The organism is Pseudomonas sp. MWU16-30316, assembly GCF_020515645.1.
In the GTDB taxonomy this organism is placed as follows: Bacteria; Pseudomonadota; Gammaproteobacteria; order Pseudomonadales; family Pseudomonadaceae; genus Aquipseudomonas; species Aquipseudomonas cerasi.
The window spans coordinates 64,512-89,273 of record NZ_JAIZAZ010000004.1 but is presented as its reverse complement, the minus strand read 5'-3'; the positions used below and the strand labels follow the sequence as shown (position 1 = coordinate 89,273).

At 58.6% G+C, this 24,762-nt stretch carries 25 protein-coding genes and 1 other RNA gene; 14 read left to right on the top strand and 12 right to left on the bottom strand.

Going from position 1 to position 24,762, the window contains the following annotated elements:
- Positions 1–185: 185 nt before the first annotated feature.
- Complete coding sequence (locus tag LCH65_RS15090) at positions 186–854, top strand: gamma-glutamylcyclotransferase (protein WP_003365840.1); 669 nt, start codon at positions 186–188, stop codon at positions 852–854.
- On the opposite strand, the gene glpT is transcribed toward LCH65_RS15090, so the two are convergent.
- On the bottom strand, positions 855–2,204 hold the full coding sequence (gene glpT / locus LCH65_RS15085; RefSeq protein WP_054081231.1) for a glycerol-3-phosphate transporter: 1,350 nt from the start codon (positions 2,202–2,204) through the stop codon (positions 855–857). It abuts the gene before it with no gap.
- 292 nt (positions 2,205–2,496) lie between these two features.
- Between glpT and LCH65_RS15080 the strand changes: the two genes are divergently transcribed.
- The gene (locus LCH65_RS15080) at positions 2,497–3,144 is read left to right on the top strand and encodes an energy transducer TonB (RefSeq protein ID WP_080480111.1); all 648 of its coding nucleotides are present in this window, start codon (positions 2,497–2,499) and stop codon (positions 3,142–3,144) included.
- Positions 3,141–3,776, top strand: a complete 636-nt coding sequence (locus tag LCH65_RS15075; RefSeq protein WP_024661631.1) for an energy transducer TonB — start codon at positions 3,141–3,143, stop codon at positions 3,774–3,776. Before LCH65_RS15080 ends, LCH65_RS15075 begins: the two co-directional genes overlap by 4 nt.
- Positions 3,777–3,846: 70 nt before the next feature.
- Here LCH65_RS15075 and LCH65_RS15070 read toward each other — a convergent pair whose 3' ends face one another.
- From LCH65_RS15070 to LCH65_RS15055, 4 genes are all read right to left on the bottom strand, one after another.
- Positions 3,847–4,629: a hypothetical protein gene (locus tag LCH65_RS15070; protein ID WP_060708539.1), complete on the bottom strand. Its 783-nt coding sequence runs from the start codon at positions 4,627–4,629 to the stop codon at positions 3,847–3,849.
- A gap of 47 nt (positions 4,630–4,676) precedes the next feature.
- Positions 4,677–4,946: a bacteriocin immunity protein gene (locus LCH65_RS15065; protein ID WP_010413539.1), complete on the bottom strand. Its 270-nt coding sequence runs from the start codon at positions 4,944–4,946 to the stop codon at positions 4,677–4,679.
- Positions 4,943–6,574 (bottom strand): S-type pyocin domain-containing protein, encoded by a 1,632-nt coding sequence (locus LCH65_RS15060; protein ID WP_226439656.1) that lies wholly within the window; start codon positions 6,572–6,574, stop codon positions 4,943–4,945. Before LCH65_RS15060 ends, LCH65_RS15065 begins: the two co-directional genes overlap by 4 nt.
- Positions 6,575–7,469: 895 nt before the next feature.
- On the bottom strand, positions 7,470–8,453 hold the full coding sequence (locus LCH65_RS15055) for an NADPH:quinone oxidoreductase family protein (RefSeq protein ID WP_074806610.1): 984 nt from the start codon (positions 8,451–8,453) through the stop codon (positions 7,470–7,472).
- Positions 8,454–8,583: 130 nt separating this feature from the next.
- On the opposite strand from LCH65_RS15055, the gene LCH65_RS15050 reads away from it, so the two are divergent.
- On the top strand, positions 8,584–8,991 hold the full coding sequence (locus tag LCH65_RS15050) for a flagellar basal body-associated protein FliL (protein WP_003365857.1): 408 nt from the start codon (positions 8,584–8,586) through the stop codon (positions 8,989–8,991).
- Between the two features lie 6 nt (positions 8,992–8,997).
- On the opposite strand, the gene LCH65_RS15045 is transcribed toward LCH65_RS15050, so the two are convergent.
- Positions 8,998–9,447, bottom strand: a complete 450-nt coding sequence (locus tag LCH65_RS15045) for an EVE domain-containing protein (RefSeq protein WP_046718820.1) — start codon at positions 9,445–9,447, stop codon at positions 8,998–9,000.
- Between the two features lie 194 nt (positions 9,448–9,641).
- Between LCH65_RS15045 and LCH65_RS15040 the strand changes: the two genes are divergently transcribed.
- Positions 9,642–9,794 carry a hypothetical protein gene (locus LCH65_RS15040; RefSeq protein WP_003317333.1) on the top strand — a complete coding sequence of 51 codons (153 nt, stop codon included), beginning with the start codon at positions 9,642–9,644 and terminating at the stop codon, positions 9,792–9,794.
- A 45-nt stretch (positions 9,795–9,839) separates the two neighbouring features.
- Here LCH65_RS15040 and LCH65_RS15035 read toward each other — a convergent pair whose 3' ends face one another.
- From LCH65_RS15035 to LCH65_RS15020, 4 genes are all read right to left on the bottom strand, one after another.
- Positions 9,840–10,451 carry a 5-formyltetrahydrofolate cyclo-ligase gene (locus LCH65_RS15035; protein ID WP_003365861.1) on the bottom strand — a complete coding sequence of 204 codons (612 nt, stop codon included), beginning with the start codon at positions 10,449–10,451 and terminating at the stop codon, positions 9,840–9,842.
- Between the two features lie 94 nt (positions 10,452–10,545).
- Positions 10,546–10,724, bottom strand: a non-coding RNA gene (gene ssrS / locus LCH65_RS15030) — 6S RNA.
- A 30-nt stretch (positions 10,725–10,754) separates the two neighbouring features.
- Entirely contained in the window at positions 10,755–11,084 is a 330-nt protein-coding gene (locus LCH65_RS15025) for a cell division protein ZapA (protein WP_003317331.1), read from the bottom strand.
- Positions 11,081–11,290: a TIGR02449 family protein gene (locus tag LCH65_RS15020; protein WP_002551573.1), complete on the bottom strand. Its 210-nt coding sequence runs from the start codon at positions 11,288–11,290 to the stop codon at positions 11,081–11,083. Before LCH65_RS15020 ends, LCH65_RS15025 begins: the two co-directional genes overlap by 4 nt.
- Positions 11,291–11,440: 150 nt before the next feature.
- On the opposite strand from LCH65_RS15020, the gene LCH65_RS15015 reads away from it, so the two are divergent.
- From LCH65_RS15015 to LCH65_RS15000, 4 genes are all read left to right on the top strand, one after another.
- Positions 11,441–11,995 (top strand): YecA family protein, encoded by a 555-nt coding sequence (locus LCH65_RS15015; protein ID WP_003432285.1) that lies wholly within the window; start codon positions 11,441–11,443, stop codon positions 11,993–11,995.
- Between the two features lie 74 nt (positions 11,996–12,069).
- Positions 12,070–13,404, top strand: coding sequence for a Xaa-Pro aminopeptidase (gene pepP, locus LCH65_RS15010; RefSeq protein ID WP_003432287.1), 1,335 nt, complete (start codon positions 12,070–12,072; stop codon positions 13,402–13,404).
- Positions 13,401–14,588, top strand: a complete 1,188-nt coding sequence (gene ubiH, locus LCH65_RS15005; protein ID WP_003365867.1) for a 2-octaprenyl-6-methoxyphenyl hydroxylase — start codon at positions 13,401–13,403, stop codon at positions 14,586–14,588. Before pepP ends, ubiH begins: the two co-directional genes overlap by 4 nt.
- A gap of 51 nt (positions 14,589–14,639) precedes the next feature.
- Positions 14,640–15,869, top strand: a complete 1,230-nt coding sequence (locus LCH65_RS15000; protein WP_003432291.1) for a 2-octaprenyl-3-methyl-6-methoxy-1,4-benzoquinol hydroxylase — start codon at positions 14,640–14,642, stop codon at positions 15,867–15,869.
- A gap of 203 nt (positions 15,870–16,072) precedes the next feature.
- Here LCH65_RS15000 and LCH65_RS14995 read toward each other — a convergent pair whose 3' ends face one another.
- Positions 16,073–17,065, bottom strand: coding sequence for an AraC family transcriptional regulator (locus LCH65_RS14995; protein ID WP_003365871.1), 993 nt, complete (start codon positions 17,063–17,065; stop codon positions 16,073–16,075).
- 637 nt (positions 17,066–17,702) lie between these two features.
- Here LCH65_RS14995 and LCH65_RS14990 point away from each other — a divergent pair.
- The 4 genes from LCH65_RS14990 (at position 17,703) to LCH65_RS14975 (ending at position 21,801) form a co-directional block, all read left to right on the top strand.
- Entirely contained in the window at positions 17,703–18,986 is a 1,284-nt protein-coding gene (locus LCH65_RS14990) for an MFS transporter (protein WP_003365873.1), read from the top strand.
- 213 nt (positions 18,987–19,199) lie between these two features.
- Positions 19,200–19,781, top strand: a complete 582-nt coding sequence (locus LCH65_RS14985; protein WP_003365875.1) for an alpha/beta hydrolase — start codon at positions 19,200–19,202, stop codon at positions 19,779–19,781.
- An 83-nt stretch (positions 19,782–19,864) separates the two neighbouring features.
- Positions 19,865–20,815 carry a sigma 54-interacting transcriptional regulator gene (locus tag LCH65_RS14980; RefSeq protein ID WP_072365132.1) on the top strand — a complete coding sequence of 317 codons (951 nt, stop codon included), beginning with the start codon at positions 19,865–19,867 and terminating at the stop codon, positions 20,813–20,815.
- 203 nt (positions 20,816–21,018) lie between these two features.
- Positions 21,019–21,801 (top strand): MetQ/NlpA family ABC transporter substrate-binding protein, encoded by a 783-nt coding sequence (locus tag LCH65_RS14975; RefSeq protein WP_072365130.1) that lies wholly within the window; start codon positions 21,019–21,021, stop codon positions 21,799–21,801.
- Between the two features lie 299 nt (positions 21,802–22,100).
- Here LCH65_RS14975 and LCH65_RS14970 read toward each other — a convergent pair whose 3' ends face one another.
- A complete protein-coding gene (locus LCH65_RS14970) occupies positions 22,101–23,363 on the bottom strand; it encodes a lipase family protein (protein ID WP_058416522.1) in 1,263 nt (420 codons plus the stop codon).
- 116 nt (positions 23,364–23,479) lie between these two features.
- On the opposite strand from LCH65_RS14970, the gene LCH65_RS14965 reads away from it, so the two are divergent.
- The gene (locus LCH65_RS14965; RefSeq protein ID WP_096105866.1) at positions 23,480–24,706 is read left to right on the top strand and encodes an MFS transporter; all 1,227 of its coding nucleotides are present in this window, start codon (positions 23,480–23,482) and stop codon (positions 24,704–24,706) included.
- Positions 24,707–24,762: the final 56 nt, after the last annotated feature.

Here is a 24,762-nt window from a genome sequence, read left to right as displayed (position 1 = left end):
TGGAGTGTAAATTGCTTTAACTGATTACAACCGATGGCGACGCCTGTTCGTCGCCAGGCAAACTTTAGTAACGGCAGGCCCTTGGCCTGTGGCAACAACCGAACCACGACACCCTGATGCCGCTCAACCACGAGCGAGTCGGCGGGGCTCGGTAAAAACTGACAGTCAGACTGTCAGGGAGGCAAATGGAGAACCCAATCAACGAGTTGGCCGTTGCAGTGCATGACGGCCTTGGCCTGACGTACCCGCCCGTTATCGATATGGGCCCACAGCTTACCCGCGAGCAGTTGCTCGCATCCATGAACGCCACCATGCGTCGTCACAAGGGCGGCCCGGTCTGGCTGTTCGCTTACGGCTCACTGATCTGGCGTCCCGAGTGCACCGCCGTGGAGAGCCAGCGCGCCCGAGTGCACGGTTACCACCGCGGGCTTTACCTCTGGTCGCACGAACACCGTGGCACGCCTGAAGTACCGGGGCTGGTATTTGGTCTGGATCGTGGCGGTTCATGCACCGGCTTTGCCTATCGTCTGCCGGATGAATGCCTGGAAAAATCGCTGCTGGCCTTGTGGGAGCGCGAGATGCCGTACCCCTCGTATCGCCCGCACTGGCTCAATTGCCGCCTTGAAGATGGCCGGAAGGTGCAGGCGCTGGGCTTCGTGCTCGAGCGGCATCTGCCCAGCTACGCAGGCAACCTGCCGGACAGCGTGCTGAGCCAGGTGCTCGCCAGCGCCAGAGGACGCTATGGAACCACCCGCGAGTACGTGGAGCAGACCGCCAAGGCCCTGCGTAGCCACGCCATGCCAGACCTGAATCTGGAGGCGCGGCTCAAGCGCTGCAAGTCAGAGACTGCCTGATCAGCCTTTGATGTCGCGGGACGTGCTGGCGACCTGCTTGTGCCGCAGCGTCGGCGCAAGGAACACCATCGCCAGAATGCACGCGCCGATCAACAGCACGAAGCCGCCATCCCAGCCGAAGTGGTCAACCGTGTAGCCCATTGCCGCGCTGGCCGCGACCGACCCGCCCAGATAGCCGAACAGCCCGGTAAAACCTGCCGCCGTGCCTGCTGCCTTCTTCGGCGCCAGTTCCAGCGCCTGCAGGCCGATCAGCATCACCGGGCCGTAGATCAGGAAGCCGATGGACACCAGGGCGATCATGTCGACGGTCGGATTGCCTTCAGGGTTCAGCCAGTACACCAGCGTGGCGATGGTCACCAGAAGCATGAACACCATGCCGGTCAGGCCGCGATTGCCCTTGAAGATCTTGTCCGACATCCAGCCGCACAGCAGCGTGCCCGGAATGCCCGCCCACTCGTAGAGGAAATAGGCCCATGAGGTCTTGTCGACCGTGAAGTGCTTGGCTTCTTTCAGATAGGTCGGTGCCCAGTCCAGCACGCCGTAGCGCAGCAGGTAAACGAACACGTTGGCCATGGCGATGTACCACAGGAATTTGTTGCGCAGCACGTACTTGATGAAGATTTCCCTGGCGCTGAATTCTTCTTCGTGGCTGGCATCGTAGCCTTCCGGATAATCGTTCTTGTAGTGCTCGATAGGCGGCAGGCCGACCGATTGCGGTGTGTCACGCATGGTCGCGAAGGCGAACACCGCGACCAGCAATGCAACCGCCGCCGGCACGTAAAACGCCGCATGCCAGTCGTTGGTCCAGCCCATGCCGAGCAGGAACAGTGGGCCGATCAAACCGCCGCCGACGTTGTGCGCCACGTTCCACACCGACACCACACCGCCGCGCTCTTTCTGCGACCACCAGTGGACCATCGTCCGCCCGCTCGGCGGCCAGCCCATGCCCTGTGCCCAGCCATTGATGAACAGCAGCACGAACATGATCGTGACACTGGACGTCGCCCACGGCGCGAAGCCGAAGATGAACATGATCCCCGCAGAGACCAGCAGGCCGAACGGCAGGAAGTAACGCGGGTTGGAGCGATCCGAAACGATGCCCATGAGGAATTTCGACAAGCCGTAGGCAATCGCAATGGCAGACATCGCCACGCCCAGCTGGCCACGCGTATAGCCTTCGTCGATCAGATACGGCATCGCCAGCGAGAAATTCTTGCGCAGCAGGTAGTAACCCGCGTAACCGATAAAGATGCCCGCGAAGATCTGCCAGCGCAGACGGCGATAGGTACTGTCGACCTTTTCTTCGGGAAGGGGTGCCTGATGCCTGGCAGGGCGGAAAAACCCAAACATGGAGAAGCTCCTGATTGTTGTTGTTTTTGCGAATGCGAATATTACATTTTCATTACAGAAAAAAGCAGTGCCTTCGGGCTGATTCCTTGTAGGAAATGCAGGCGATCGGCTGTTCTTTTACGAACATTGCGCAAATGTTTAAAGGTGTTTCAAGTATTTGGGATGGGTCCTACAGGCGTATCGGAAGTCGTGTGCTGACTGATATGTCGGCAGGTTCTTACCATCGTCATCACTGCGCCCTGGAGGTGCACCACGACGATGAGCCCCTACAACAATGAGAATGACCGCGTTCATGATTGCCGCATCACTGGCCCCTCACGCAGGCGCTGCAGAGCCATTTCTGGTGCCGATATACACGCCGACACCGGTTTTTCCGCCTGAGCTGGTCAAGACCCGCTACGCAGGCAAGGTCCGCGCCCAGCTGTGGATCAAATCCGACGGGCAGGTTCGTGAAGCTAGGGCGATCGAGAGCGGGCATCCGCAGCTCGCCGCAGCAGTGGAGCAGGCACTCCGCCAATGGCGCTATAAACCCTGGGTCGGAACAGTCGGCGCACCGCCCATGACCACGATCACCGTGCCCGTCATTTTTGATTCCCACGGCTATCGGCGCTTCAATACCGAAGTGACCGTGGGCCTGGGCAACATCCGCTGCGGCTACCTGAACGACGAAGTGAAATCCGCCCGCCAGTACTATCCCAAGGAACCGCTGAGCAAGGTCGACGTGTTCTGGCACACCGGGCAGGCACTGTTCGGCAGCCATGTTGCCCACCTGCGTAGCGAGCCGCAACGCCAGGTCTTGCTTGAGCAACTGGGCGCCGCGATACCGATGATGGTCAGCAATTGCCGAAGCAATCCCGATCGTCTGTATGGCGACTATCTGCCAGCGCCGATCAAGGCGTTGATGGTCGGGTTGGCCGAGCAAGCGGAGGGCGGCGAATGAGCCGCGTGCTGGGTTGCATGATGATTACAGGGTTGCTTTGGGCGGGGGGAGCACAGGCGTTGCCGTCGTATCCGGTGCCGTTGCATATGCCTGAGCCGGGCTATCCGACATCAATGCTTCGTTCCTCCGTAAAACGCAGTGTCAGCATCAGGGTTTTCATTCAGGCCGATGGACGCGTGCGCTTCCTGGAAGTGCTGGGGGCGCCCGATCCGAGGCTCATCAGCCTGACCCGAAGTGCTGTCGAACAGTGGGTCTTCGAACCTTGGCAGCCGCCGGCCTCTCACCCCGAGGGCGAAGCAGTTACGGTCACGTTCAATTTCACAGGGCGGCCACATGTCAACCCGCCGCTGACAGCCAATGTCGAGCTGAAGCAGGTGTTGTGCTGGCAGCTGAATACGGAAATGTTCGAGGGACGCAAATGGCGCAAGGACGTCAAGCCGGATGCGCTGATGCGCACAGAACTGTACCTATCGAGCAGTCCGGTCGTAGAGCAGTTTCTCACTCTGGACGAGCGTCAGGCCCTGGTTCTTGAGCTGCTGGAAGCGACGCCGGGTATTGTCGCTCAATGCCAAAAAAATCCGATGCGCAGGTATGTTGATTATTTGCCGGAGAATGTGAGGAAGGCGTTGTAAGGGAGGGCGCGTTAGCGAAATGCGGGGACCAAAGCATTATTGCCTTGGTCCCCGCACTGTTGGTGAGCGGTTAGTGAGTCGCGCTCATATTTTGAATCGCTTCAAGCTGACTCATATCGAACGCCCCGTGAGCGCTGATCGTATTCGAGAAGTCGGTGATCGCGATTTCGATAGTGCCCCTCAGCACCTTGATCGCATTATCGATTTCTCGCGACGCCTCAGGCCCGAACGTCATCTCTATCGCTCGGTTGGATTCGGCCTCTTTAGCGCGAGCTTCCTCGGCGTTGCGTAGGGCCAATGCGTGCTCGGCTTCTTCGACCTGACGCTGTGCAAGCTGGAACGCTGCCTCTATAGCTCGCTGCTGCGCAGCATGTTCTTCCGCGAGTCGGCGAGCCGCCTCTTCCGCCTCGGCTCGCGCGCGCGCTTCTTCTTCGGCTTGGCGTTGTGCGGCTTCTTGGGCCATGCGCTCTGCGTGTTGGCGACCAAGTTCCAATAGCCGAGTAAGTAAGTCTTCGATGCTGCGTTTGAAATTCTCTAGGAACAGGATACTTTCCATGAAGAATCTGGCTTCGGCAATTAAATCCATACGGCCGTCACCAGGAAGAGTTCGTAGGTGTGCGCTCATTTCCATATCTTCTTTGGTTGAGCGCTGGTCACCCCAAAGTGTATGGGCATACTCGATATTGATCGGCTGCAGGGGCGCTCGTTTACTATTTATCAGATGGTTGACGGCCTGTATGTGTTTGTCGGTTATTTCGATATAATTCATCCCGCTCCAGTCGCCGACGTAAGCCGCAATCTCGGCTTGCAGAAAACCAGGTAATTGCCGTAGGTGATGATGTAGTTCTTCCATGGATGATTTCCTTTTTATAGTGTTTGAACTATTAGTTTGTGGAGTACTTAACTTTTGAATCCAGGCTTGCCATTTTTAGCTCGCCATTCTTTAATTTCTTTCATAACCCCTGCGGCGCTATCCTCTCTGCCTTCGAGCGGGTAATACAGGAGGTCCGATTTTTCCGGATGCTCTGTCACTTCTGTAATGTGGTCGACAAGGCTGTTCACGTACTCTTCGGCATCTTCTCTCGTTTCGCTTACGCCAGTGAAAAGCTCACTTAGAATTTCCATGAACTCAGCTTCGGTGTAATCGCTCAGTTTGGATTTCAGTTTCATTGGTTACTCCTGTGAGTCTGGATGTGGTCTTTAGGGGTCATAATTATAAGGTTGTCCAGATCATAAACTGATCCCCCTTCACTGACCCGGTGTTTGTGATGGATTTCATATTTCACGCGCTTGCCGACTCGATCTGCTAGCGGGGCACGAGGTGCACGTTTGTTTGATAGCTCCTGAAGGTTTAACTCTCCAAGATGTCCGCTCAACTCCGGGTCTTTTGATACCTCTAACCAGATCGCTTCCCTTAACTTGGCAAAGCTTGCGAATGGTCGCCCACTCAGCTTTTCCGCAACACTGGAAGGAATCGGCGCTGGTTGGCTTGCCGTCGGCCCTCTCAGCCAGGTAGCTGTCACCGCCTCGCCATGCCCACTCGCAACCCCCGGAATCGACCTCGGGTCCTTGAACAGCAGGTAGCTATTCGGCAGCCCTGAATCAATCGGCGATATGAGAATGTAATCATCAGGATCATCTCGATCAATCGCCGGGTAAGCTTCAAGCTCGGGTACAAAAGGTGTTACCACGTTGCCTGGATTTACCGGCAAAGCGGGTGGTCCTGCGGGTGAGCTTGTCGAGCTGTCCGCCGGTCGTGCTATTGGCGTCCATATCAGTGCCGGTGTCGATTCCCCGTCACGGATAAACTCGTAGGAATTGTTCTGTGCGTTATAGGTGAAAGTTCTTACGCGAACCTTGGTACCAACTTTCACACCGTCCGTAGCTACCCAGCGTGTAGCGCCGCTTGTGCCAGCTTCATCGGATGTCAGTCGATGAGGGACATCCAGCGTGCCCTTGACGCTGGCAAGGTAGTGCAGATCGATATGCGGCGGCAGGTTGAGCTGCGACAGAGGTGTGGCGATAACGGCGGGCGGCAGTTCTGCGTCGCCCAACGGTTGTGGATACATCGCCAGCAACGTAACCAGATTGCTGCCCAATGTTCTGGTCGCAATCCTGATGAGTTGATCCTTCGCGATGTTGGTCGCAACGGTTCTGATGCCTGGTGCTGCGGTGGTGGTTGACGCGGGGGTAATAACTGACCACAACTTGTCGATGCCAGCGGCCTGTCGTGCTTCCTGACTCGCCGGTTTATTGGCCAGCGACAGTTCAGCATGGCGCATGGAAAGCGCTGCTGATTGTTCATTGAGCAGCGTGACCGACTCGGCAAGAAGCTTTGCTTCGTAGGTTTGAGATAAAGCGTTTACCCACGCTTCATGGGCCTGCTGCACACGTGGCGGATCACCTTGGCTGTAGTACACCAGGTAGTTCAGGTGGTCTTTTTGTGTAGCATGGTCAAGCTCTTGACCGGTGAGACTCAGAGCCTGAGTGCGACGCTCGTCCAGTAACGGTTGTTTGATTGCAAGTAAATAGTTAACCCTGGTTTTTTTCTGAAGTATCAGCTCAAGAGTCTGCTCGTCGCGTGGGGGATCAGCATTTAGATCATGACCTGACGCTATCTCTTTTTGAAGATCATTCGGCAGCGATGCAGAAGCCAGTAAGTAGTTTTGTGCCAATCCAGATTGTAACGAGGGATAGGACGCTGTCAGCGTTTCAAGAGCCTGTCGATGTGCCTGATCTTTTTCGGCCTGTGCGCGCACCTGCGCTTCAACGCGCTCTCGCTCGGCGGCTTCCGCCATTGCCCGAGCATGCGCCTCAGCTTCTAGTCTTGCGAGATGAGCCGCGTGTTCTGCTGCTTGCCGCTGTGCCAACGCATGCGCCTCTGCCTCTTGTTGCCTTAATAGACGTCTCAGCTGTTTATTAGTGATACCTCTTCGGCGACCGCGGCCTGGGCCTAGGCCGGTAGTGCTGGGTCCATTGCCGCTACCAACGACTCCAATGTTCCAACCGGAATTGCTGCCGTTGCTTTCCGCACCGATATGAAAGTTTTTTGATAAATCCGAATCCGGGCGCATTGGAATACCACGGTCTACCAGGATGTTTTTTTCCGGAGGGTCATCGTTACTGTTATTTTCGCTCATACAATTTCCTTTTTTTTGTATGGCGATAGGCTAACAAAGGCTTTTTTCTGAAAAGCCATAATTATGTATGGGTGATGTGCCAACTTCCTGATTTATAGTGTTTAGTAAGCTCGCAAATTTACTGCCTGCACTAAAGTCACTGTGATTATTTGAAGATGCTGCCTTAGTGGTTTATATATTTTCGCGTTTACCTTCTAATAAAGAAGGCTATGCGAGCAGTGTGAGGATTTCTTCTCGGTGCGTACAAAGCTTCAGTCACGGACAGCGTGAGTGCCGCGTACTTGTGGGAGTGAGCTTGCTCACGAAGACGTCGGTACAGCCGACGGATATCTCTCGTCTCGCACGCGTCAGCGGGAATGCCTTTCGTAAGGCTCCGCGTCACCATTCGCTCCATGATGCACATTCAAGATTGGACGCGGAGTCTCCAGAGAAGCGTGAGCGAGCATGGCAACGAAAATGTTTGTTGCCCTGTGAATACGCCTTCGCGAGCAAGCGAAGCTTCGCTTGGATCGCATCCCCATGTCAGGGAATCTCGCGTGTATTTGCGTGAGTTTCAGGCTTTGCCAACCAACACCACCACCTTCCCCACAGCCCTGCGCCCCCCCAACAAATCAATCGCCTCCCCAGCCCTTTCCAGCGGATAAACCGTCGACACCAGCGGCTTCAATTTCCCTTCTTCAAACCACGCAAACAGCTGCTTGAAGTTCGCCGCATTGTCCTGCGGTTGTCGCTGCGCAAACGAGCCCCAGAACACGCCGACCACCGAGGCGCCCTTGAGCAGGGTCAGGTTGACGGGCAGTTCCGGAATGCGGCCGCTGGCGAAGCCGACGACCAGCAGGCGACCGTTCCAGGCGATGGCGCGGATGGCCTGGTCGAAAAGGTCGCCGCCGACCGGGTCGTAGATCACGTCGGCGCCGTTGCCGTTGGTGAGACGTTTTACTTCGTCCTTGAGGCTGGTTTCGCTGTAATTGATCAGTTCGTCTGCGCCTGCGTTTTTGGCGACTTCAAGTTTTTCCGCGCTACTGGCGGCGGCGATGACGCGGGCGCCGAGGGCTTTGCCAATTTCCACGGCGGCCAGGCCGACGCCGCCGGATGCGCCGAGCACCAGCAGGGTTTCTCCCGCTTGCAGGTTGGCGCGTTGTTTGAGCGCGTGCATGGAGGTGCCGTAGGTCATGCTGAATGCGGCCGCCGTGGTGAAGTCCATGCCCTGCGGAATCGGCAGTACGTTGTAGTGGGGAACGGCGACCTGTTCGGCAAAGCTGCCCCAGCCGGTGAGCGCCATGACACGGTCTCCGGGTTTCAGGTGGCTGACGTTTTCCCCGACGGCGGCTATCACGCCTGCGGCCTCACCACCCGGTGAGAACGGGAAGGGGGGCTTGAACTGGTATTTGCCCTCGATGATCAAGGTGTCGGGAAAGTTGACCCCGGCGGCGCGCACTTCAAGCAGAATTTCGTTCTTTTTGATCGCGGGGCCGGGGACGTCTTCGAGCACCAGTGTGCTGGCAGGGCCGAAGGCTTTGCATAACAGGGCTTTCATCGGGCTATTCCTTTTCCGGTAATGGCCGATAAAGTCAGTTAAGCGGGTTCCCGGGTCAACAAGCATGGCCCTGCCTGATAAGCACACATAAGCTGTAAGCTACGTGGCAAACCGTATTAAGGAGTGAACTGTGAAAGCGTGGATTCTGATGTTGCTGGCCTTGTCATTGCCTGTCATGGCGCAAGAGGAAGCCAAGGAAGAAGGTGGTGCGCCCAAGGCGGCTTATGTCTCGCTGACGCCTCCGTTCGTGGGTAACTACGCGCTCGATGGCGGCCCCAAGCTGCGTGTCTACAAGGCTGACATTTCCTTGCGTGTGACCGGTGCCGACGCCGAGGCCGCCGTGAAGCGCAATGATGCACTGATCCGCAATCAACTGGTTTCGCTGTTCACTCAGCAGACCGTTGATTCCATGAGCAGCGCCGAAGCGAAGGAAAACATTCGTCAGGAGGCACTCAAGCAGGTTCAGCGCGTTATGAACGATGAAGAAGGCAAGCCGATTGTCGAAGACCTGCTGTTCAATAACTTCATCGTTCAATAACGTCCGTCAGCGCAGTGCCAGTATCGCCGCCCATTGCTCGGCGGTGACCGGCATCACCGAGAGCCGGCTGCCTTTCTGTACCAGAGGCAGTTGCTCCAGCTGGCTTTGTTGCTTGAGATAGCCCAGCCCCAGCACGCGCTTGAAGTTCTCCACGAACTCGACGTCGATGGCACTCCACGGATTCTTTTCCTCTGTGGCCTTGGCGTCGTGATAGTGGCTCTCGGGGTCCAGTGCGGTAGGGTCCGGATAGGCTGACCTGGCGATTTTAGCGATGCCGGCGATTCCCGGCTCCGGGCAACTGGAGTGGTAGAAAAAGAACTCGTCGCCCTCGGTCATGGCTCTCAGAAAATTACGCGCCTGATAGTTGCGCACCCCGTCCCAGCGAGCGTTGCCCAGTCGTTGCAGGTCGCTGATCGAGAATTCATCAGGCTCGGACTTCATCAGCCAATAGGCCATTGTGCTCACTCCACAGACAAAAAGTTCACGGTATTTCGAGTGGCTTGATGACAAACCGACAATCGGTTCGCGCCACTATTTGCGTACTGGTTCACGTTACCGCAAAATGCCGCCCTTTAAAGTTCCACGCTGCTGCACGGCCTATATAAAAACCGATGCTGACATCGTATTGATTTGCCTAAGGAGGGCAGTCAATGAAACGCAAGCCTGATTTACTCTGGATTCTGGTTATTTTGTTTGGCTTGGGTGTCGTGACAACCGGTTATGCACAAAGCTTGTGGTCCACCAAGGATGACGCTCCAGTCGAGATCACTCAGCAGCAGCAAAAAGTCCCCGGCAGGCATTGAGCCCTGCTTGTACTCTGATCGTTGATTGCCCTGTTGGCTGAACGATCAGAGTGTCTGCGTCACATACCAGCCTTTATCCGATACCGTGCCTTGCAGCGGTACATCCCAACTGGCCTGCGCCAGTCGATCGACTTTCTGACACTCGTGAGCCAGTCCCAGTAACACCGGTTTGCGCCAGGTCTTTCTGCGCGCCAGGTACGCCAGGCTGCGGTCGTAGAAACCTCCGCCCATGCCCAGGCGACCGCCTTCGTCATCGAAACCTACCAACGGCATCAGAATCAGGTCGAGCGCCCATATAGTGCGCTGTTTTGCCCGGTCAATGCGCGGCTCGGGGATGCGGAAACGGTTGGGGATGAATGTCTCGCCGGGACGCACGCGCTGAAAAACCATGCGGGTGCGCGGCCATGCGTTGAGCACTGGCAGATAGGTTGCCTTGCCGCGGCGCTGGGCTTCGCGCAGCAACAGCCGCGGGTCGATCTCGCCATCCATCGGCAGGTACAGCGAAACATGTCGGGCACGTCGAAACAGTGGGTGCTGCGCCAGTTGACGGTAAATATCCCGTGCGGCTTCGCGTTGCTGGCTGCGGCTCAAGGCTTTGCGTGCCTTGCGTAGCTGGCGGCGCAATTGCGGACGTGTAAGTGACTGGGCGCTGATCATGAGCAGGAGGTCATGCAGGCTGATCCGGAAAGGAGGTTGAAGCTTGAGCGGGGTCGTCGTTGCCAGACAACGGGGCTGGCAACTGACCGAATATGGACTCCCCGACGAACCGCTGTCGGTTTAGCCCTTGAACCCGAAAGTTCAAGGTGGAGATTGCAGGAGGTTTTAAGGCTTTCCGTCGAGCGGACATGCACACCAACCCCAACGTGCAACCCCCGTGGTTGTGCGTATCGGCTCAGGGACATGACCGACTGGCAAGCACTCCAGGGAGCAGCGCGAGTATACAGAAATGCCCCGCAATAATCAGCCCCGAGTTGAATCCGGTGTGCCGGGCGTGTCTGTCGCCAGCACCAGATCGACCTTGTCGAGCAGATCGCGGACCTGTTCGCGGGTTGAACCGCTGGTCTGTACGTCAGGCAGATGTTCCTTGTGCAGCAGATCGTGAGTGATGTTGAGAGCGGCCATCACGGCGATGCGATCGGCGCCGATAACTTTACCGCTGCTGCGGATTTCACGCATCTTGCCATCCAGGTAGCGGGCGGCGCTGACCAGGTTGGTGCGCTCTTCCTGAGGGCAGATGATCGAATATTCCTTGTCCAGGATCTGAACGGTAACGCTGTTGCCATTGCTCATGAGTCTTGCTCCAGGGCTTTAAGGCGCGAAATCATTGACTCGACCTTCTGCCGGGCGATTTCGTTTTTTTCAATCAGTTGGGCACGTTCCTCGCGCCAGGTCTTTTCCTGAGCTAATAAGAGTGCGTTTTGGCCTTTAAGTTGCTCGGCATACTTCAGGAGCAGCTCCACACGTTTCATCAGCGCTTGCAGGTCGGTGTCTTCCATTGTTTTCCACTGAATACTTTCTGATGAATGGCAGGGGGAGCGATGCTTGTGCTCAAGCTCGAACCACCGTCCGGGTGATCTTGTCGCGCGGATAGTCTAGGATACAAGGCCTTCATTCTAGACATTGCGCCGTTTGGCGACTAGCTACCCATGCCCATTCAGAATTCTCCGTACAAAGCGTTCGCCACTCTGCTCAACAGTGGCGGTCACCAGGTATCTCCTGCCGAGCTGCATGGCCTGTTGCTGGGGCGCAGTTGCGCAGCTGCCGGTTTCGACAACGAAGGCTGGTTCGCCGACGCGTCGCAACTGCTGGAAACCGAGCCGCAAGACAATATCCGTCAGGCGCTCATCGGTCTGCAAGAGATGGTCAAGGGCGAGCTCACCGGCGACGACATGACCGTTGTGCTGTTGCTGCCGGGCGACGACGAACCACTGACCGAGCGCGCTGCTGCGCTGGGCCAATGGTGTCAGGGATTTTTGACAGGCTTCGGTCTGAACATCGGTGACAAGCCGCTGGGTACAGAGGCCAAGGCCGTTCTTGAGGATCTGGCGGCGATTGCGCAGGTTCAGGACGCGCTGGAAGAGTCCGAAGACGGCGAAACCGACTACATGGAAGTCATGGAGTACATGCGCGTAGCGCCGCTGCTGCTGTTCACTGAATTCAACGAGCCGTCCGCGCCGCAACCCAAGCCTTCACTGCACTGATAGCCGATCACTGCGACACCGGCCTGCGCGTGCCATAGCGCGAGCCGGTGGACTCCATCAGGACGCTGCTGCCCATGATTCAGATCCCTAAGTCCGAATACGCCCGCCGCCGCAAGGCTCTGATGGCTCAGATGGAGCCGGACAGCATTGCCATTCTGCCGGCCGCTGCGGTTGCCATCCGCAATCGTGACGTCGAGCACGTCTACCGGCAGGACAGTGACTTTCAGTACCTGAGCGGCTTTCCCGAGCCGGAAGCGGTGGTGGTGCTGATCCCCGGTCGTGAATACGGCGAGTACGTCTTGTTCTGCCGCGAGCGCAATCCCGAGCGCGAGCTGTGGGAAGGTCTGCGCGCAGGCCAGGAAGGCGCGATCCGTGAGTACGGTGCAGACGATGCGTTTCCCATCAATGACATCGATGAAATCCTGCCCGGCCTGATCGAAGGCCGGGATCGGGTGTATTCGGCGATGGGCAGCAATCCCGAATTCGACCGGCACCTGATGGACTGGATCAACGTGATTCGCTCCAAAGCGCACCTCGGTGCCGAGCCGCCCAAGGAGTTCGTGGCGCTGGACCATCTGCTGCACGACATGCGCCTGTACAAGTCCGCTGCGGAAATCAAAGTCATGCGTTGCGCGGCAGATATTTCGGCGCGGGCTCACGTGCGTGCGATGCAGGCCTGCCGCGCCGGGCTGCACGAGTTCAGCCTGGAAGCCGAACTGGACTACGAGTTTCGCAAGGGCGGTTCGAAGATGCCTGCCTACGGCTCGATCGTTGCCTCGGGGCGCAACGGTTGCATCCTGCATTATCAGCAGAACGACGCGGTGCTCAGGGACGGTGATCTGGTGTTGATCGACGCCGGCTGCGAAATCGACTGCTATGCCAGCGACATCACCCGTACCTTTCCGGTGAACGGCAGGTTTTCCCCCGAGCAGAAAGCCATTTACGAGCTGGTGCTCAAGGCCCAGCATGCGGCCTTCGAGGCCATCGGCCCCGACAAGCACTGGAACCAGGCACATGAGGCGACGGTCAAGGTCATTACCGCCGGGCTGGTCGAACTGGGCCTGCTGCGCGGCGACGTTGGCGAGCTGATCGAAAGCGAAGCCTACAAAATGTTTTACATGCACCGTGCCGGGCACTGGCTGGGCATGGATGTGCACGACGTAGGCGAATACAAGGTCGGCGGCGAGTGGCGCGTACTGGAGGTCGGCATGACGCTGACCGTTGAACCCGGGATTTACATATCCCCCGACAACCTGGAAGTCGCGAAGAAATGGCGAGGTATTGGTGTGCGAATCGAGGATGACGTGGTTGTGACCAGGCAGGGGTGTGAAATTCTGTCCGGCGGCGTGCCCAAGACCGTCGCCGAGATCGAGGCGCTGATGGCGGCTGCACAGGAACAGGTCGCATGAGCCGCTTCAATATCGCCATCGTCGGCGGCGGGCTGGTCGGTGCAAGCCTTGCGTTGTCGCTGCAGGCCGGTGCCAAGGCGCGCGGCTGGAAAATCGTGCTCATCGAACCCTTCGCGCCGGGTGAGGCCTGGCAGCCCAGTTACGATGCGCGTTCTTCGGCACTGTCGTTCGGCTCGCGACGCATCTATGAGCGGCTTGGCCTGTGGCAGCAGATTTCCCGACGCGCCGAGCCGATTCTGCAAATCCAGGTGTCGGACCGTGGTCGCTTCGGCGCCACTCGCCTGTCTGCGATTGAAGAGGGCGTTCCGGCGCTCGGCTACGTAGTCGAAAACGCTTGGCTCGGTCAGGCTCTGTGGGCCGGGCTGGATCGTGATGTGGTCAGTTGGCGTGTGCCGGCCGAGGTCAAACACATGCAGCCATTGGCCGACGGTTATCGCCTGAGCCTGAGTGACGACAGCGAGCTGGACTGTGACCTGGCGGTGCTGGCCGACGGCGGCCGCTCCAGTCTGCGCGAGCAGTTGGGTATCGGGGTGCGGCAACGGCCCTACGATCAGCATGCGCTGATTGCCAATATCACGCCGAGCGAAGCTCACTGCGGGCAGGCGTTCGAACGTTTCACCGAGGACGGGCCGATGGCGCTGCTGCCATTGCCGGAAAACCGCTGTGCGCTGGTCTGGACGCGTCCGGGCAACGATACCCAGCGCCTGGCCGAGCTGGACGACCGCAGTTTTCTGGAAGAGCTGCAGGGCGTGTTTGGCTATCGCCTGGGCACGCTGCGTCAGGTCGGTGCACGGCATGTCTACCCCCTGGCGCTGATCGAGGCCGAAGAGCAGGTGCGTTCGCATCTGGTGATTCTGGGTAATGCGGCGCACAGCCTGCATCCGGTCGCCGGGCAGGGGTTCAATCTGTCCTTGCGTGACGCCGATGCACTGGCCGGGACGCTGCTGGACAGCGCCGCGCCGCCCGGTGAGTTGTCGACTCTGCAGCTCTACCGTGAGCGTCAGCGTCAGGATCAGCAATTGACCGTGGGCTTCTCCGACAAGGTGACACGCCTGTTCGGCAGCTCCCGGTCGGCGGTTGCCACCGGGCGTAACGTCGGGTTGCTCGGCCTCGACCTGCTGCCCGCCGCCAAGCGCTGGTTTGCCCGCCAGGCCATGGGGTTGGGGACTCGATCCGATGTGTGAATCACACACTTTAAACACAGGGCTTCGGCCGCAAGCGAGAACGGTTTGACCATGGAAACGCGCGCAGATGTGCTGATTGTCGGAGCCGGAATGGTCGGCAGTGCCCTTGCCTTGGCATTGCAGGGCAGCGGCCTTGATGTGCTGGTGGTCGACGGTGGGCCGCTGAGCGTCGAGCCATTTGATCAACAGTCGGGCTTCGAGCCGCGGGTCAGCGCCCTGTCGGCGGCCAGCCAGCGAATCCTTCAGCGTCTGGGTGTGTGGGAAGGCATCGCAGCCCGGCGCATCAGCCCGTATGCGCATATGCACGTCTGGGACGGCAGCGGCACCGGGCAGATTCACTTCTCGGCCTCCAGCGTGCATGCCGACGTGCTGGGCCACATCATCGAAAATCGTGTGGTGCAGGACGCGCTGCTCGACCGCCTGCATGCCAGCGACATCGGTCTGCTGGCCAATGCGCGGCTTGAACAGATGCGTCACTCCGGCGATGACTGGCTGCTGACCTTGGCCGATGGTCGTCAGCTGCGCGCACCGCTGGTGGTGGCCGCCGACGGTGCGAATTCCGCTGTGCGCCGCCTGACCGAAACGCCGACGCGTGAATGGGATTACCTGCATCACGCCATCGTCACCAGTGTGCGTACCGCCGATCCCCACAGAAAAACCGCCTGGCAGCGTTTCACCGATGACGGGCCGCTGGCCTTTCTGCCGCTGGAACGCGAGGGCGAGCATTGGTGCTCCATCGTCTGGTCAGTCACACCTGCCGAAGCCGAGCGCCTGATGGTGCTGGAGGATGACCTGTTCTGCCGCGAGCTGGAGCAGGCATTCGAAGGGCGACTGGGCCAGGTGCTGTCTGCCGATAGCCGCCTGTGCGTGCCGCTGCGTCAGCGTCACGCCAAGCGTTACGTTGCCAGCGGATTGGCGTTGATTGGCGATGCGGCACACACCATTCACCCGCTGGCCGGGCAGGGCGTGAACCTCGGTTTCCTCGACGCCGCAGTGCTGGCGGAAGTACTGACCCATGCTGCAAAGCGTGGCGAGCGCTGGTCTGACCTGCGTGTGCTGGGCCGTTACGAGCGCCGCCGCATGCCGCACAACCTCGCGCTGATGGCCGCGATGGAAGGCTTCGAACGCCTGTTCCAGGCCGACCCGCTGCCCTTGCGCTGGTTGCGCAATACCGGCCTGAAAATGGTCAACCGCATGCCCGAAGCCAAATCGCTGTTCGTGCGCGAAGCGCTGGGGTTGTCGGGAGACCTGCCCGAGCTGGCGCGGATCGAAGCACACTAGAAGCCAATACATACCTGCGCGGAGCATGGGTACGATGGTGTTCTTCCGGGCACGTTACGCTCGCGATCCCCCAGACACCTATCGTTCCTCACGCTCCAGCGTGGGAATGCCTTTCGTGACGCTCTGCGTCATGGATGTGCGCTGCGCCGCTTGATCAAGAGTGGACGCGCAGCCTGGGCACGATGGTGTGTCCCTGACAATGCTCAACGCACCACGCCGCTGCGGTACTGTTCTGGTGTCAGCCCGGTCCAGCGTTTGAAGGCGCGGCTCAGGCAGTCGGTGTCGGAAAAGCCCAGCAGGTAGGCGATTTCGCTCAGCGAGCTTTGCTGATCGTTCATGTGCAGCAGCGCCAGGTTCTGGCGGCATTGATTGAGCAGCAGGTCATAGCAGCAGCCCTCGTCGGCCAGATGGCGCTGCAGGCTGCGCGTGCTCAGGTGCAGGGCTTCGGCGATGCTTTGGGCGGTGGGCTCGCCGTCCGGCAGCAGGGTTTCGATGGCCGAGCGTACGCGCTGTTCCCAGATCAGTGACGGTAACGGATCTCCTTGGGATTCCTGGCCGTTCAGCTGTACCGGCCCGTCATCCAGATGGCTGTCGAATTGATCACCGCCAAACTCCAGCAGGTTCTCCTGCGCCGCAAACGTGACCGGTGAACGAAACAGGTCGTGCCAGGGCTGCGGATCCTCGGGTGCCGGACGTTGCAGGTGCACGGCGAGCGGCGCATAGCCCCGGCCTAGCCGATTGCGGCAGGTGCGTACGTAAATGGCGGCAAATGCATCCAGCAGCTCATGAACCGGTGACTGACAGGATGGCGGCGTACCGAAGCGGAATTCATAACGCTCGCCGACTGTTCTGAAATCCAGCTCCAGAGAGTCCTCGGCCATCGAGCGGTAACGTACGATGCGCTCGAAAACCTCGCGCAACGAGCCGCTGGCGACAAGCGTGTAGCCCAGCGCATGAAACGCCGTCGGGCTGACAAAGCGTGAAACACGCAAACCCAGGGCCGGGTCAAGGCTGGCTTGCACTGCGCGTTGCCAGAGCGCGGCGGTGACATCCGGCGAGAATTGCGCATCGGGTTCACTCAGCCTGTTCAGGTCAATACCCGCGCTTCGGCACAACGCATCGCTGTCCATACCCAAGGCAATGAGCTGCTTGCGCAGAGCGGGGGTCCAGCTGGCGAGACTGCTTGGCTCAGGCATGCGGACGCCTCTTCCTGGCATAAGGTGACTTCGGCAGCAGGCCGGTGCCGACAAGGCACCACCGGGCAACTCCATTGCCTGACGCCGTCACCAAGAATGAGAGCATTTGTGACAGTTGTGCAAGTGCCAGGACGCGTTTCTTGCCGTCACACAGAAAATAGTTCGCGCTCTAATCGCTGAGCAGTGCCCCATAGGCCCAAACGAGCTATCAGCAGTCGCCAATTGCGCAGTCGTCGTATAACGCGAAAACGCTCCCTCCCTTCTCAACACGTCGCCAGCCCATGCTGATGAAGGTCAGAGCGTTTCTGTCATTTGACACTGGAATGGTAAATGACTATAAGTTCTCCATGTTGTACGACAACATAAGACTCGAATAAAATTACAACCACAAAAATAATTCAAAGAGTAACAACCTCATGATCAGTCTGAATTCTCAGGCCATAAAGGCATGCTCCTCGTGCGAAAAATCCGTTTTTACGCATGATCGTCGGCAGAAAGCGCCTAAAAGTCTTCTGAAGAAACCGTAACCTGAAGTTACATAAAACCAGCCGCCTCACGGCCTTGGCCGCGGGACGCTCATCGCCAATCTAAAAATAAACAGGGTGAAGAGATGAAGATAAAAGGCATTCGGTGGTGGATGGTGGGGCTGGTCACGGCCGGCCTGGTCGTCAACTACCTGGCACGCAATACGCTGTCTGTCGCAGCACCGACGCTCATGAGCGAGCTGAGCATCTCCACCGAGCAGTACGCGCACATCGTGGTCGCCTGGCAATTGTGCTACGCCATCATGCAGCCCGTGGCGGGCTACATCATCGACGCGATCGGCACCAAGATGGGCTTTGCGATTTTCGCCATCGCCTGGTCTGCCGCCTGCGCTGCCGCCGCATTCGCAACCGGCTGGCAGAGTCTGGCGATCTTCCGCGGCATGCTCGGCCTGACCGAAGCCGCGGGCCTGCCGGCAGGCGTCAAGGCCACGACCGAATGGTTTCCGGCCAAAGAGCGCTCGGTCGCCATCGGCTGGTTCAACATTGGCTCGTCGTTCGGCGCATTGCTTGCACCCCCGCTGGTGGTCTGGGCCATTCTGCAGAGTGGCTGGGAGCTGGCGTTCCTGATTGTTGGCGGTCTGGGCATTGTGTGGAGCGGCCTGTGGCTGCTGTTGTACAAGCATCCGCGCGATCAGAAGCGTCTGGGCGATGCCGAACGCGACTACATCCTCAGCGGCCAGGAAGCGCGTCTGAAGGATGCACCTGCCCGGAAAGGCAGTTGGAAGCGACTGTTCAAAAACCGTAATTTCTACGCGATTGCTTCGGCGCGAATCCTCTCCGAGCCTGCCTGGCAGACTTTCAATGCGTGGATCCCGCTGTACCTGATGACCGAACGCCACATGAACATCAAGGAAGTCGCGATGTTCGCCTGGCTGCCGTTTCTGGCGGCTGACATTGGCTGCGTACTGGGCGGCTACCTCAGCCCGCTGTTCCACAAGTACTGCAAGGTGTCGCTGTTCACCTCGCGCAAGATGGTCATGCTGTTCGGCTGCTCCTGCATGATCGGGCCGGCGTGCATCGGGCTGGTCGAAAGCCCCTACACCGCCATTGCCTTGCTGTGCATCGGCGGTTTTGCCCACCAGACCCTGTCGGGCGCGCTGTATTCGATCACCTCGGATTCATTCGGCAAGAACGAGGTGGCCACAGCGACCGGGATGGGCGGAATGTTCGGCTTTTTCGGGGCGGCGGCGTTCACCATGGTGTTCGGCGTGCTGGTCACCAAAATCGGCTACAGCCCGCTGTTCGTGGTGCTGGCAATCTTCGACATCGTCGCTGCGATCGTGGTGTGGAACGTTGCCCGTGAAGTCCCGCAGTACGACGAGCCGGTACCGCTGCCTGCGGGCGAGCAGGGCCCGCGTACTGTGCCTGCAACCTGAGGCCGTCGTAATCCTGTAACGAAGTACGGATAGTCTTTGCCCTGAAAGTGATTTTTATTAGAGGCCGTTCCTCGAAGGCAGGGAGTGGCCTCTTTTTTTGTCTATTGGCTGATATTCGTTTTGGGAATTAACAAATAGCTTCTTATTCCTTAGCGAATATAACTTCCATCCCTATACTCGTCTCATGAACGCATACATGCAGGAGGCGAATCCATGCATAACGAGTCGATCCGGTATCTGATCGTGCCAGGCTGGCAGGGGTCTCCTGATGATCATTGGCAGACCCACTGGCAGAACAGCCTGCCCAACAGCACACGCGTGGAACAGGCCGACTGGCTCAAGCCTCGTCGTGAAGACTGGGTCGGCGAGTTGCAGCGCACGATTGCCGCGCACGACACCCCCGTGATCCTGATCGCTCATAGCCTGGGTTGCGTCACCGTCGCGCATTGGGCTCAACTCGCGCCGCTGGAAACCTTGCGTCAGGTGCAGGGCGCGCTACTGGTGGCACCGGCGGACGTCGAGCGTCCGAATTGCCCGCCTGCGTTGCGTAATTTCGCGCCGATCCCTGCTGATCTGTTGCCGTTTCCGACGCAGATTGTCAGCTCTGACAACGACCCTGCGGTCAGCTCCCAGCGCGCCATGGAAATGGCCCGTCACTGGGGCGCGGAAGTCGGGTTTCTGAGTCAGGCCGGGCATATCAACGTCAAGTCCGGTCATCAGCGCTGGGAGCAGGGGTTCGCCTACCTGTACCGGCTGCAAAACCGCCTGGAGCAACACGCGCGTCGTCGCGCATGACCGGGCAGCCTGTTTATCGGACTCACCGGGTCCCGTCTTTTTAAACGCTTGAGCCATCGCAAGGGCTCAGGCGGGAGTGTGTCATGAGCCTTCACGAAAACTTCGGCCAGCCGCTGCTGACCTTTCCCGATGCGGAAAAAAGCCCACTGAGCATTCGCGCCAAGGCGCTGGTGTTCATCGACCCACGCTCGCGCCGATTGCGTGAAGAAATGGAGCAACTGGCTCCCCGTTCTCTACCGGTACTGATCCGTGGCGAGTCCGGGACCGGCAAGGAGTTGCTGGCCCGGCATATTCATCGCGGCAGTGATCGCTCGGGTTTATTCGTTTCGGTGAACTGCGGTGCGATCAGCCCGACCTATGCCGACGCCGAATTGTTCGGCTACGCCGCCGGAGCCCACAGTGGGACGGTCAGCAGCCGCGCAGGCTGGTTTGGCTCGGCCAACGGTGGCACCTTGTATCTGGATGAAATCGGCGACCTGCCGTTGCCGATTCAGGTCAAGCTGCTCGCGGCGCTTGAGAATCACGAAGTCACGCGAGTGGGTGCGCAGCAGCCGAGCCCGGTCGATGTGCGTCTGGTCGCAGCCACCAGTATCGATCTGGCGCAGGCCGTGGCTGCCGGCAAATTCCACGAGCGGCTTTATCACTACCTGAGCGAGGGGCGTCTTGAACTGCCGGCGTTGCGCGAGCAGCCGGGCAACATCCTGCCGCTGGCCGAATATTTTGTCGGGATCTACAGCCAGCGTCTGAATCTGCCGGTGCAATTGATCAGCGAGGATGCGCAGCGCACGCTGGAGGCTCACAGCTGGCCCGGTAATACCCGTGAACTGGAGAACGTCATTCACTTTGCCTTGCTGGTCAGCAGCGGTGATGAAATTCGGGCTGAAGATATCAATCTGCCGGACATCGCCGATCCGTTCACGCTGATCGAGCGCCAGACGCAGCTATTGCTCGATGGTGGTGATCGCAGGCAGCTGTCCGCGCTCAGGCAATTGCTTGAAACAGTCACCTCAGAGCTGGCGCGGCGTCCTGCTTGAGCGCGCCCCAGCACGGTCCTGATGAGGTAGAGTAGATGCTGATGCAAAAAAGCATAAGCACTCGATTAAAAAGTATTTTATCGGAATATAAAACACCGGTAATGTCAGCGTGATGTCGCAGGGTTCGGATAGCTGTGACAAACCATTGAATAATAAGGTGTCATTTCTAGATGACGCTCTCGGATTTTCGTTAAGGACATTGCATGAAAAAGACGTTTTTGCTGACCGCTCTGGCGGCTGTGTTCTCCATTGGCCTGGCTCACGCAGGTGAAAAGCTGGTCGTCGGCGCGACGCCAGTACCGCACGCGGAAATCCTTGAGCTGATCAAGCCGACCCTGGCCAAAGAAGGCGTGGACCTGGAAATCAAGGTCTTCACTGACTACGTGCAGCCAAACGTTCAATTGAGCGAAAAACGCCTGGATGCCAACTATTTTCAAACCAAGCCTTATCTGGATGGCTTCAATAAGGGCAAAGGCACCAATCTGGTGACTGGCGTGGGCGTACACGTCGAACCGTTCGGCGGCTACTCCAGCAAGTACAAGACGCTGGCTGATTTGCCTGAAGGCGCAACCATCGCCATTCCAAACGAAGGCAGCAACGCAGGCCGCGCACTGCTGCTGTTGCAAAAAGGTGGCCTCATCACCCTGAAGGATCCGACCAACGCCCTGTCCACGCCGAAAGACATCGCAACCAACCCGAAGAATTTCAAGTTCCGCGAACTGGAATCGGCTGTACTGCCACGTGCGTTGAAGCAGGTTGACCTTGCCTTGATCAACACCAACTACGCGCTGGAAGCCAAGCTCAATCCGAAGAAAGACGCGCTGATCATCGAAGGTGCCGATTCGCCGTACGTGAACTTCCTCGTCACCCGCGAAGACAACGCTCACACCGACGCCATCGAAAAGCTGTCGAAAGCGTTGACCAGCCAGGAAGTCAAAGACTTCATCAACAAGAAGTACGACGGCGCGGTACTGCCTGCGTTCTGACCCTCTGAGTGTCGTGCGTAATCTAACTATCGTGCGACGCTCCGCGTCGCATGCCGTTCTGGACGCTTTGCGTCCTCTTTCGAGCATGTGGCGCGGCACAGATCTGTGACGCGGAGCGTCACGCAAGGCATTCCTGCGCTGGAGCGTGAGGAACGATAACATCACTATCGTGCGACGCTCCGCGTCACATGCCGTTCTGGACGCTTTGCGTCCTCTTTTGAGCATATGGCGCGGCGCAGACCTGTGACGCGGAGCGTCACGCAAGGCATTCCTGCGCTGGAGCGTGAGGAACGATCATCTCACTGTCGTGCGACGCTCTGCGTCGCCCCACAATTCCCCGCCATAAACTCCCCCGAAAACGCTTTCTCGACAAAGCGCGTCGAGTCCGGCAGAGAGCCATTCACCGCTCCCGAGTGATCCAGCTGCGGGTAGTAATGCCACTCGATGCGGTCGCCGACCTTGCACGCGTCTTTCACCAGCGCGATCTGGCTGCGAACAGGTGAAATGACATCCTTGCCTCCCGTACCGATAAAAACCGGAATGTCCGACTTTAACGTCGGGTAGTCCGATTGGCGATTGACCTGATCAAGTGCCTTATCGGGTGAGCGTTTGAAACTGTTGTTGAATGTCAGTCCATCCGCGACCACCTTGCGCTCGATGGCTTGCAGGCATTCACGCTGACTGGTTTCGAACGCGGGCTTTGCGCGGTCGCTCAGGTAATCGGCAGGATGCAGCGACGGGTCGATCAGCGCGGCAGTACTCAGTCGCAACAGGTTATAGGCCAGCGATGGCGTGACCTGATCGCGGAAGGTGTCTGGTCCGGCATGTTTCTCACGCGATTGAGCCATCGGATACGGCGTCCCTGTCGCAACCACACCGACAATGTTCAATTCGGGCGCATAAGTCTTCTGGTAGACGGCTGTTGCGAAAGCGGCACGGCCACCTTGCGACTGCCCGAACACAACCACCTGCGAAGACAGATTGAAGTCCGCCTTCTGAACCGCACGAATGCTGTCGAGCACACCATACGCCAGCGGACTGCTCAGCCCGAACGGGTGCAGCCCCGGCGTGCCCAAACCCTGGTAATCAGTAGCCACAATCGCGTAGCCCCGCCCGAGCCATTCATTCAGATAGCGCGTGTCGCGATCACTGCGCCCGGCAAAGGAAGGCGCACAGATGTCCGCGCTGCCAACCGTGCCATGCGCCCACGCCATCAGCGGCCATCCGCCCTTTGGCGGCTCACCCTTGGGCATGAACAAGGCTCCTGACACTGCGACTGGCTGGTTGTTGAGCCCGTCTGTCGAGGTGTACAGGATGCGGACATTCTGTCCGGCACTCTCAAGGCTCTGCGTGGCCGTCAGCGGCTCCGAGCGCAGCAGTTGGCCCGGTGTCGACGGTACTTTATCCGGCCATGTGTAAAATGCGGGAACACCGCCTTCGCCCGGGTCTGACTGGGCAACGGCGACAGTTTTCATGGAAGTGCCTGGCACTGCGCTGCAAGCTGCGAGCAGGACCATCAACAGGGTGGCCAGAACGGCCGAATACCTTGGCGATGAGTTCATCAGTATTTCTCCACAAGCTGACAGGAGAGAGCGCATCAGCATCGATGTATCAAGCCGATTATGACCTGAGGGATGATAACTGACGCACGCGCTGCGTGTACTGAACGGAGTTCTTCATGCGCAAGGATTACCTCGCTTTCTTCATCTCGCTTTTCCTGTCCAGGCTGGCGGATCAGATCCTGTTGTTCATAGTGCCGCTGGTGGTGTTCCAGACCACCAACAGCGCTTCATGGGCGGGGCTGGCGTTTTTCGTCGAATCGTTACCGAGGTTTCTCGCGTTTCCGTTATGCGGCGCGCTGTGCGACAAGTATTCGCCTATCAGAATTCTGCATATCAGCCAGGTCTACCGGGCATTGCTCTGCGTGCTGGCGATGGTGCTCTACGCACTCTTTGGTGGCATTGGGTGGCTCGTAGTGCTCTCGGCATTGTGCGGGGTGCTGACCACGCAAGGCATCATGGCGCGCGAAGTGCTCATGCCGCATATCTTTCAGCACTACAGCTACACCAAAACGTTGTCCTATTCCCAGATCGCCGACCAGTCAGGGCTGGTCCTCGGGCCGCTGGTGGCGGCACTGATGCTGGAGGTGTGGGCCTGGCACTGGGTTGTGCTCTGGATCGCCGGACTATTCCTGCTGGCAGACCTCTGCATGTTGGCTTGGCAACGTCTTGGCCGTTTTAAGCTGGAAGTGTTCGAGCAGCATCAAGACATCTGGCTGCAGCCACTGCGGATTGCGTTAGGGCATATCCGTGGCCTGGCCGAATTGAAAAAGATCATCACGCTGGCAGTAGGGGTCAACCTGATCGTCGGCGTCACGCTGGCGACCTCGGCAGCCATGGTCATCGGCGAGTACAGCGCAGGCAAGGATAACTATGCAGTGCTGCAGGCGGCGGGGGCAGTGACCACTATCGTGATCCTGTTCTTCCTGGCCCGTGTGGTGCTGCCTTTGCGGGTGCTGGGCGGTGTCGGGTATTCAATGATCGCGATCGGGGCATTTATCAGCGCCCTGAGCCCGAACCTGATTGGCTATGCGCTGGGGTTTCTGTTGATCGTCGGCTTCGACAAGATGTTCAACGTCTACATGCGCACCCTCCGGCAGCGGGTGATACCGCCTCAGGACTTCGGCAAGACGGTGGGCGTGATCACGTTGCTCAACAACCTGTCGCAGCCTCTGGCGGGTTTGCTGGTGGCCCTGCTCGCAGCGCCTTTGGGCATTCGCCAGGTCATCCTGAGTTTGGCCATGCTGACGAGCGTTATCGGGGCGGGTGCCCTGTGGTGGTTTGCAAAGGCACGCAGCCCATTCCCGACCCCGATTGTTGAGGCTGATCGGGAGGCCGGGAAATGAAAACGAGAGGGTTAGAGCTGGATGGAATTGAGGGTCAACGCAAGAGCGCTCAGACC